Source organism: Boseongicola sp. (assembly GCF_057460485.1).
This window is the reverse complement of record NZ_JBVCWP010000168.1, coordinates 1-8774: the sequence shown is the minus strand read 5'-3', so window position 1 is coordinate 8774 and position 8774 is coordinate 1. Positions and strand designations below refer to the sequence as shown.

General features: G+C 55.2%; 9 protein-coding genes and 3 pseudogenes. 4 read left to right on the top strand and 8 right to left on the bottom strand.

All coding sequences use genetic code 11. From position 1 onward, the window contains the following. Together AC221Y_RS16285 and AC221Y_RS16280 are read right to left on the bottom strand one after the other, a co-directional pair. Positions 1-499, bottom strand: a pseudogene (locus AC221Y_RS16285) (IS6 family transposase); the annotation flags it as partial. Positions 500-577: 78 nt separating this feature from the next. Next, entirely contained in the window at positions 578-1057 is a 480-nt protein-coding gene (locus AC221Y_RS16280; protein ID WP_486707755.1) for a c-type cytochrome, read from the bottom strand. A 105-nt stretch (positions 1058-1162) separates the two neighbouring features. Here AC221Y_RS16280 and AC221Y_RS16275 point away from each other — a divergent pair, with 105 nt between their 5' ends. From AC221Y_RS16275 to AC221Y_RS16265, 3 genes are all read left to right on the top strand, one after another. Next, entirely contained in the window at positions 1163-2014 is an 852-nt protein-coding gene (locus AC221Y_RS16275) for a LysR family transcriptional regulator (protein WP_299757210.1), read from the top strand. 475 nt (positions 2015-2489) lie between these two features. After that, a complete protein-coding gene (locus AC221Y_RS16270; protein WP_299757213.1) occupies positions 2490-2672 on the top strand; it encodes a hypothetical protein in 183 nt (60 codons plus the stop codon). Positions 2673-2816: 144 nt separating this feature from the next. Further along, positions 2817-3008 (top strand): hypothetical protein, encoded by a 192-nt coding sequence (locus AC221Y_RS16265; RefSeq protein ID WP_299757215.1) that lies wholly within the window; start codon positions 2817-2819, stop codon positions 3006-3008. A gap of 630 nt (positions 3009-3638) precedes the next feature. Here AC221Y_RS16265 and AC221Y_RS16260 read toward each other — a convergent pair. After that, positions 3639-4058, bottom strand: a complete 420-nt coding sequence (locus AC221Y_RS16260; protein WP_486707754.1) for a hypothetical protein — start codon at positions 4056-4058, stop codon at positions 3639-3641. A gap of 730 nt (positions 4059-4788) precedes the next feature. Then, entirely contained in the window at positions 4789-5166 is a 378-nt protein-coding gene (locus AC221Y_RS16255; protein WP_299757150.1) for a nuclear transport factor 2 family protein, read from the bottom strand. A gap of 392 nt (positions 5167-5558) precedes the next feature. Here AC221Y_RS16255 and AC221Y_RS16250 point away from each other — a divergent pair. Then, positions 5559-6058: pseudogene (locus tag AC221Y_RS16250) on the top strand (hypothetical protein); the annotation flags it as partial. Here the strand turns inward: AC221Y_RS16250 and AC221Y_RS16245 are convergent. The 4 genes and pseudogenes from AC221Y_RS16245 to AC221Y_RS16230 form a co-directional block, all read right to left on the bottom strand. Next, positions 6057-6391, bottom strand: a pseudogene (locus AC221Y_RS16245) (proline racemase family protein); the annotation flags it as partial. The pseudogenes AC221Y_RS16250 and AC221Y_RS16245 overlap by 2 nt on opposite strands. A gap of 2 nt (positions 6392-6393) precedes the next feature. Then, the gene (locus AC221Y_RS16240; RefSeq protein WP_299757148.1) at positions 6394-7134 is read right to left on the bottom strand and encodes an amino acid ABC transporter ATP-binding protein; all 741 of its coding nucleotides are present in this window, start codon (positions 7132-7134) and stop codon (positions 6394-6396) included. Beyond that, entirely contained in the window at positions 7127-8212 is a 1086-nt protein-coding gene (locus tag AC221Y_RS16235; protein ID WP_299757145.1) for an amino acid ABC transporter permease, read from the bottom strand. Before AC221Y_RS16235 ends, AC221Y_RS16240 begins: the two co-directional genes overlap by 8 nt. Before the next feature lies 1 nt (position 8213). Next, a partial coding sequence (locus AC221Y_RS16230) for an ABC transporter permease subunit (RefSeq protein WP_486707753.1) occupies positions 8214-8774 on the bottom strand: 561 nt, incomplete at its 5' end.

Genomic DNA, 8774 nt, shown 5'->3' with positions numbered 1-8774 from the left:
GTTGTTGAGCCAGCGCCCTGCTTCCTGGCGATCTGCGTTGCCGATGACCTTCATTGCGGCGCCGTAAGACCGCAGTAGATCGGTCACGATGACATGTGGTTGGCCAAAGTGCTTCATTGTTTTCCTGAATTTCAATGCTGCTTTGCGATCGCGGCGCTTGGCAAAATAGCTTTCCGAGCACCTCACCTTCGTGATCTAAAGCCTGCCACAGGTAGTGCGTTTCACCGTTGATCTTCACAAAAATTTCGTCCAGATGCCATTGCCAATTCGAATGAGTACGCATCCGATTGACCCGGTTTTTACGGATCTCCACGGCGAACAATGGGCCGAACCGAGTCCACCAAAACCGGATCGTTTCATGGCTAATATCAACACCGCGCTCGTGCAGCAAATCTTCCACACTTCGAAGCGAAAATGGATAACACACATAAATCATAACCGCCAAGCGGATGATTTCGGGAGACGTCTTGAAGTAGCGGAAAGGGGAGTGATTTATCATCCGGAGACGCTAAATTGCCACCCTAACCGGCTCAAGCTAGTTTCCTCAGACAGGACCGTCCCCTATTCCCTCATTTTCCTAGCCTTTCGGCTTGCGGTAGCTTTCGTGGCACCCGCCACAGCTTTTGCCAACGGGCCCCATCGCAGCCTGCAATGCGCCCAAGTCCGTACCCGCTGCTGATTGCATGGCCAAAGCGGCATCCACAAAATCTTTGCCCTTTTCACCAATCTTGCTGTCCGAGGCCCAAATCGCGGGAAGTGCGCGAGTGCCTTCTACACTGTCGCTGTCAGAACCGGGCAACCAGTACCCAGCCTGGCTTAGCGACGCGAGGGCCGCGAGGTTATCCGCCGCGCCGCTTGCCGCAGCAGCATCATAGGGCGTTTCTTGTTTTGCCATGGCTCCGAGGAGGCCGAGATTGAAAGCGTGAAGCTGCATTTGAGACTGTCGAGCCTTTATGGCAGCAGCGATCTGCTTATCGCTGATGTGACCATCAGCAGAGGCAAGCACGGCAATAGAGCCGACAACCGCCGACATAATGGCCAGAGTTGATTTGCCCATTCTAATACTCCTTTGTGGGGTGAGTTTCGATTTTTGATTGCCCACAGCATAATTGTTCGTAAATGTGATAACAGTCACCATATTTGCAGAATTGGTTATGGATTAATGCACAACGAAAATTGGGACGATTTACGCTTTGTCCTGGCAGTGGCGGATACTGGATCTGTGCTGCAAGCGTCCAAGCACCTGAACGTCAACCATGCGACCGTACTGCGCCGGATTGCCGCATTCGAGGAACGATACGGAACCACGTTGTTTGAACGCACATCCCAAGGATATCGGCTGCTCTCGGATTGCGCACATGTCATTCGCGCTGCACAGGAGGCTGAGGTCGCGGTGCAGGCGGTCCACAGACTTGCGAGCGGCGGGCGTTTGACACTGAATGGTACTGTCAGAGTTACATCAACCGACACTCTGTGTGGGGCAGTATTGCCACGATTTGTTGCGGCAATGCGGGCCGAGGAGCAGAACCTCGCCATCACGCTGTTGAGTAGCAATACGCATCTGGATCTTTCAAGGGACCAAGCCAGCATTGCAATCCGTCCCTCTTTGCAACTGCCAGAGGACATGGTTGGGGAAGTCGCAACAGAATTGGGCTTTGCTGCATATGCTGTCGACCACGAGCAGGCCAATTGGTTGGGGTTGTCCGGCCCTTTGTCGCGCTCTGTTGCAGCGACGTGGATGGACGCCAATGTACCCGCCGGTCAAATCACGACATCGGCAGACAGTTTCCTGACTTTACAGGCACTGGCGGCGCTGGGACATGGCATCGCTGTGCTGCCTTGTTTTGTCGGGGATGGCGATGATCGTCTGGTTAGACTTCCAAAGTCCATGCCAATGCTGAGTGCTCCGTTATGGGTTGCGCACCATGTCGACGCTGTCGAAACACAGCAGATGCGTATTGTTAAGATGCGCTTGTTACGGTTTCTGTCGGACCAGCAAGACTTGGTCGGGTAGATTGAAAGTACGAGTTGAACGAGGGTCAGGATTGAACCCCCAAATTAGGTATGACTTTGATTGACTGCTTCAGAGATTGCAGCGCCGCGCTGCCGAGTTTTTGTTTCCGCAATCGCGAACGTCGCCTTGGATTTTTCACAGTTGCATCCGCCGCAACTGCAAACGGCGGCTTTGTCCGGAGGCTGTGTGAAAACTCGCGATTCTTCATGATTTCGCGCCGCTCGTTTTCGGGAGTTGCTAGTTTGATGGTTCAGATCGACCAGAGCGCGCCCAAATCTGGCAATTTCTGGCATTTGTAAAAGCTCTCGATAGTTTTCAGACAGCCTCTCCGCATTGCAGACCTCGGCCCAGAGCAGACCATCCTTACAGATTGACGTAGATCATGTCGCTTAAACAGAAGTTGTGATGATCTGTTCACAAATACACTTGGCACATAGCCAGTCTGATAGAACGTCAAATTGAAGGAGGCCCACTGATGGATGTGGCAAAGATCGCAGAGTACGCACAATCGCTCTACAACGCACATGGCGACAAGGCCGAGGCAGAGGCGGCGCAAAAGGCAAAGAAATATCAGGAGGAAGGAAACGAGGCTGAGGCTCAAACTTGGCAGTCCGTGCGACGAGCCATCAGCGAGATCCGGGGAGCTCACGAGAGTTAGATTCTTCGTGGCCGCTCTCAGACTTCAGCGGGTCCGGAAATACAATTTTTGGCGGTACTTCAACTGCGGAAGTGCAACACCTGTTTAGATGATCGGCCTTCGACACGTTTTTTCATTTCTTAACAAGATACAAGGAGTTGCGGTATGCGGAGAATTTTTAGCCTCACGGTAGTTATTGCCATAGTAGGGCTTTCTGCTTGTGACAGGGCCAATTCCAATTTGGAGCGTGCCATCATAGGCGGCGCAATCGGCTGCGCCGCCGGAGAGGTGTTGGCTGACGGTCGCTGCGTTGCGGGCGCCGCCGTGGGTGCAGGGGTTGGTGTTTTAACCAACTAGAACGCACCGCGAGCCACGGTATTCGTCAATCCATTCTTGCATACGCGGACCCCGGCTCGAAGGCTCGGTGCGGCTTAGTAAAGCATGCACTCCATTACAGGTGACATTGCCGAAGTGGATCAGGTTCTGTCTGTCGTAAGCGCGTGTGGGACAGTTTAGTGCGATTTGATATCTCTTTTGGGGCTTTTTTCATTGGCAATAGAGAATCTTAAATAAGATGGCACCGTCAGAAAAAATTGCGTTGAGGCGGGCAGGGTGGTGACCTAGCTTCGCGGGATGACAAAACGCAGCCATTGGGTGACAGCCTCGTTTTTTTAGTGCGGCACTTCTCTTTCAAAGGCATATAATGCGACATCCGCCCACCGGTCCGCATCAGATCCCGTTTGGCGCTTACACTCGACGACCGTGAGTTCACACAATAGGCACCATGACATGTGGGAAGATCGCTTTGCCCAAGAGGGTTATCTGTTTGGAACTGAACCTGTCCCGTTTCTCCTGAAGCATAACGCGCTCTTTCAGGCGGGTCCGTCTGCGCTGTCAATTGCTGAGGGCGAAGGGCGTAACGGCGTGTATTTGGCCAAGGTGGTGTCGCTACCGGCCAAGATGGTTGTCGCTCAACAGCCCATAAACCTATCTATTTTCAAGGAAATGGTAGGCCTCAAGAATAGTCGTGGTCAGCCCATCAAAAAAGCCCGGTACAGTGACATCTATAAGGCCTGCAGGTGCGTGCGCTTCATCGGCGATGATGTCTTCGATCGGTTTAATAACAAAAAGAGAGCTTGGAGTATTGAGTAGCTCCCGATAACTCGCTCCTTTTCCATGCTTCAGCACGTTGATCGCCAGATAATATTGGTGAACCCTATCGGCGAGGTCAGTTTGCTCAGATTCCAACAGCAATGATTTCAATTTGCGTGAAAACGGGCCCCGTCTAAAGTGGTGCTGCATCCGCGCTTCGAAAAGAGAGAATATATCGACCGCCGCCAATTCAAGCGCGTCAGTCGCGGCGCGAAGTTCCTTAACTTGGGCGTCGGACCCGTTCTGCCCGTCCATAAGTTTCAGAATTCCTGAAACGCAATCTTCGGACGTCTTTGCATTGGCCTGCGCCGCCGCAACCAGTTCAGGGACACTCTGTGAAGCTCGCATCATTCATTCTCCGTAGTGAACCACTTCCCATACGCTATGCGGCGAGGAATGATAGTGGTGGGACGGATCAATTCGGTTCGAGCAATTCGGATTTTGAGGTTAGGTCGAGGTGTTGGGGCCGTTTGATTCCGAGGCCGATGTCTGCTCTGCGCGACAAATCTACCGTTCGATCTAAATAACCGGAATATCGCTTCAACCCAAAGGAGAAGGGCCGCATTCTTGCTGCGCGCATTCGCAGAAACCCTATCGCTGCGAAGCAGTGGAAAACCAAGCCGCAACGCGACGGAAAAAGCGGCCGTTCACTCGTGCCACAGCGAAATTGACGACGGCAATGTCCGGTATGCCGGACTTAGCAGCTCTTAACTTCACTGCCTGCGAACGGCCGTCGAGCGGACAAATACGTTTTGGGGCGGGGCGGGCGAACGCGCCCGCAAAGTTGCTCAAGCGCACGAATGCGAGCGCTTCTTCGAGGCTATCCGCTCGCTCGTGCATAGGGTCGAGGGCGGCATGTCCAATGCCATTTACTGGGATCGCCGCGCCGGGACCGACGTTGCACGACCCTATCCGTATGCGAAGTGGGCGCTTCTTGCCGAAGAGGTTGTCCGCGGGTGACTGGCAGTTGTGCCCGGCGCGCCGCCTATTTCGGCAACATGAAAAACTCTTCGCGGACGATCTTACCCTCTTCGACCGAATAAACTGCGACCTCGCGCAGGGTCATCTGCCGACCGCTGGCTTTCTGCGTCACCTCGGCCTCGAAGCGCACTGCGAACCGGTTGGGCGGGTGGATATAGGGCCCGTCCGCATCGAGCTTTTGGATGTCATGCGTTGCCACCCAATCCTCACGTTTCGCTTTGATCGCGCCCCGGCCCCTGACGATCCGCACGTCGCGCCCGGGTGGCACAACCGCCTCAACCGACTCCGCGTTTTCGGCATAGATGTCGTCGACATGCGCAATGCCACGACGATCCCGCATCGCCTGAACCAATACCTGCCCGAGTTTGACTAGGTCTTCCATGACAGCCTTCCCCTTCATTGCCACCGAGTGTGGCACAGCTTCCCAGCGCATCAATTGACTTGGATCAGGGTGCCCGGCTGGCCGTCGCCTTTGCATCGCTCTGCCAGAGCCCGCAGGTGAGCCGTCTGAACGCTTGCCTTGTTCAGTCGGGCAGAATGGTGAGATGGAAGCGAGCGCGCACTTGCAGCGTAAGTCCGGAAAATCCTTATGAGAAGCATCGAACAGGTGCAGAGATCGTCCAGTTTGGATTGCGACCGAGCAGTTCTGTAGCGAGTGGCAGCTTCTCAAATTGAACCGTCCCTTGTTTGCCGGCGACCCAGAAGTAAGGATACTGGGTTATGGAAAAGAACAAATGTGGAAATAGATAAGATGTACGCGAACGTGCTGTGCGGATGGTGTTTGAGCATCAGGGTGAATTTGACAGTCGATCTGCTGCGATCAAATCGATTGCGCCCAAGATTAGCTGTGGGCCTGATACGCCCGGGCTTGGGTTCAGCGTGATGGCGTGACGACTGCTGAACGGGATCGGATCAAAGCTTTGGATCGTGAGAACCGCCAACTCCGGCAGGCCAGCGAGATCTTGAAAAAAGCATCAGCGTATTTTGCTCCCACTCTCATCGTTTGCTCTCCAAACGACTGCCGGGACGCAGGACGGAGCTCGGCCGCCCGTTTCGGAAATGATCAGTTTTATCCACTCCCCGGAAGTCGATACGCAGTATCGATGAGAGGGAAAGAGCACCGGGAGCTGTGTGAGGTCGAGCCAATCTGCCGTGTTTTGCAGATTGCCCCTTCGACGTTTTATGCGCCCCTGGCCGTCGAACGTGATCCAGACAAGGCGTCGGATCGCGCCAAACGTGACGCTGAATTGCGCCCTGAGAGGAAGCGGGTCTGGCGCTCCAGCATGGGGAGAATGCCCGCTTCCAGAAGAACAGTGGCACCGCAGATCGTGTTCGATCCCGACATTGGAGGGGTGTCGGCGGCTTCCATGATGATGAAACCCATGTAGGCACTCAGTTTTTCGGTGGGACGAGTAAGTTAACATCGCGAAACACACCGCCGCGCGGTTCGTTCAGAACGAAATTCCGCAGCTTTTCATCAAGGGCTATAAAGTCACGTTGCTCCCAAAGTGTGTCGTCGGCGCGCGCGCGACGCCTCCGAAGATGACATCGCCAACCTCACCCCCGGCATGTGGGCTGACGACATAAACTGTTCTTGTGCTCCGCACGGTCAGGCGCCCAGAATTTGATCAAGGAAGTGCCGGGTCGCATCTTCGCGGGGGGCGTCAAAGAATGTATCAGGGGGGCCTTCTTCGACGATGCGGCCATCAGCCATAAACACCACGCGGTCGGCGACCTTTCTGGCAAAGCCCATTTCATGCGTGACGCAGATCATTGTCATTCCATCTTCGGCAAGAGCCACCATCGCATCGAGAACTTCGCCAATCATTTCGGGATCAAGCGCCGATGTGGGTTCGTCAAACAGCATGATGCGCGGTTGCAGACACAATGCGCGCGCAATGGCGACACGCTGTTGTTGGCCGCCGGATAGTTCGTCGGGGTACTTTTCCGCCTGTTCTGCAATGCGCATACGCGTCAATTCCTGACGTGCCAGCGCTTCGGCTTCTGCGCGCAAGGCACCACGCACACGGATGCGAGGAAGCGTGCAGTTTTCCAAAGTCGTCAGGTGCGGGAAGAGATTGAAGTCCTGAAAAACCATGCCGACTTCGCGGCGCACATCGCGGATCGCGTCGTCGTCATCGGACAGCTCCACGCCTTCGACTTCGATACTGCCTGTGTCGTGGACTTCTAGGCGGTTGATGCAGCGGATTAGCGTGGATTTCCCTGAGCCAGAGGGGCCGCAGATGACGACCCTCTCGCCGCTGGCCACGTTCAAGTCGATGGATTTGAGAGCGTCAAAGTCCCCGAAGCGTTTATTCACGCCGCGGATCCGGATTGCGAGATCAGCCATGGTGGAGCCTCGTGCGGCGTTCGAGATATGCGCCGTAGCGCGACAGGCCGAAGACAAAGACGAAATATATGAGCGCGACGAAGACATAGATTTCGATGTAATAGGCACCCCATTCACCGCGACCGACTGCAGCCGAAGCCGAGGCGGTGACATCGAAAAAGCCAATAATTGTGACGATTGAGGTTTCCTTGAAGGTAATGACGACCTGATTGATTGTTGAGGGAAGCGTGTTGCGGAATGCCTGAGGGAGAATGATGTCCAAAACAACCGAACGGTAATTCATGCCAAGTGCCTGCGCCGCTTCCTCCTGCCCGGATGGGATCGACTGGATGCCCGCGCGGATAATTTCGGCCTGATAGGCGGCGTAGAAAATAGCGAAGGCAACGACGACCCGGCCCAGCTTGTCACCTTGCGCCCATTGAGGGACAACAAATGGCACGACGACCGCTGCGGCGAACAGAATAGTCAAAAGCGGCAGGGAACGCACAGTATCAATGAAAATTGCGGCCAGCCAATGGATGACCGGCAACTTCGAGCGGCGCGCCAGCGCAAGGCCAACGGCCATCGGCATTCCAAGAACGATAACCCCCGCAAAGATGAACACCGTCAGCGAGAGGCCGCCCCATTGTTCAGTGGTCACAACCGACAGTCCGAAGATACCGCCGTACATCAAGACTACAAAGGTGCCGAACCCGGCGATCCACAGTGCGGACAATCGCTTTATGCCCCACAGTGCGGGCAGGCAGGACAGGATCATGGTGATGACGATGATCAGACAGGCCAATGTCGAACGCCAGTGCTGATCAAATGGATAGAGGCCGAACAAGACCAGGCGTCCGCGCGCGTCAATAACGGACCAGCAGGCACCCGAGACCTCGCGGCACTGGCTGACGTCGGCCTCGCTCCAGACGGCATTCAAGAACGCCCAGTCCACCAGATTGACGACGATCGACACCAGCGCGGCGCCGGCGAGTAGTGTGACAATCCCATCGAACCAGTTCGAAAATAGCCGTTTTCTGAGTTGATGGAGGCGACCGGCCATTGCGGGTGGCGGTCGGGACAAAGCTCCGCCGGTCATGTCAGCTGCGCCCCTTGATTGCGAGACGGCCATTTATCCAGTTCATGGTCCCGCTGATGGTATAATTGATTAGAAGGAAGCCGACCATCAAGAGCAACAGAAGTTCCATGGTCTGACCACTTTGGTTGATCGAGGTTGATACGACCATGAAGTAGTCCGGATATCCGATGGCGATGCCAAGTGTCGTTGCCTTCATCAGCCAAACATACTGGTTTGTAAGTGCGGGCAGCATGGCGCGTATCGCCAGCGGGATCCGGATGAACCGGTTGATCTGCGCGTTAGAGAGGCCAAGGGCTCGGGCGGCTTCAAGGCGGCCCTTGTCGACGGACAGAAATCCGCCGCGCACGACCTCTCCAATATAGGCGCCGCCAAACGCCATGATCGCGATTAGGAGGGCGGAGAATTCCGGTTTTATGGTAACACCACCGACGAAACGCAGCCCTCTAAGCTCGGGCTGGCTGATGAGTGGCATTTCGGGTTCGTGGCCAAGAAACAAAAGCATGACTGAGATCGCGACAATTCCGGCGAGGACAAGACCCCAGGGTGCCAATGGGCGGGTGCC

Bases quoted from the DNA above. Each gene is read 5' to 3' on its own strand.
- AC221Y_RS16280 (WP_486707755.1), bottom strand. From the start codon at position 1,057: ATGGGCAAATCAACTCTGGCCATTATGTCGGCGGTTGTCGGCTCTATT.
- AC221Y_RS16275 (WP_299757210.1), top strand. From the start codon at position 1,163: ATGCACAACGAAAATTGGGACGATTTACGCTTTGTCCTGGCAGTGGCG.
- AC221Y_RS16270 (WP_299757213.1), top strand. From the start codon at position 2,490: ATGGATGTGGCAAAGATCGCAGAGTACGCACAATCGCTCTACAACGCA.
- AC221Y_RS16265 (WP_299757215.1), top strand. From the start codon at position 2,817: ATGCGGAGAATTTTTAGCCTCACGGTAGTTATTGCCATAGTAGGGCTT.
- AC221Y_RS16260 (WP_486707754.1), bottom strand. From the start codon at position 4,058: ATGGACGGGCAGAACGGGTCCGACGCCCAAGTTAAGGAACTTCGCGCC.
- AC221Y_RS16255 (WP_299757150.1), bottom strand. From the start codon at position 5,166: ATGGAAGACCTAGTCAAACTCGGGCAGGTATTGGTTCAGGCGATGCGG.
- AC221Y_RS16240 (WP_299757148.1), bottom strand. From the start codon at position 7,134: ATGGCTGATCTCGCAATCCGGATCCGCGGCGTGAATAAACGCTTCGGG.
- AC221Y_RS16235 (WP_299757145.1), bottom strand. From the start codon at position 8,212: ATGACCGGCGGAGCTTTGTCCCGACCGCCACCCGCAATGGCCGGTCGC.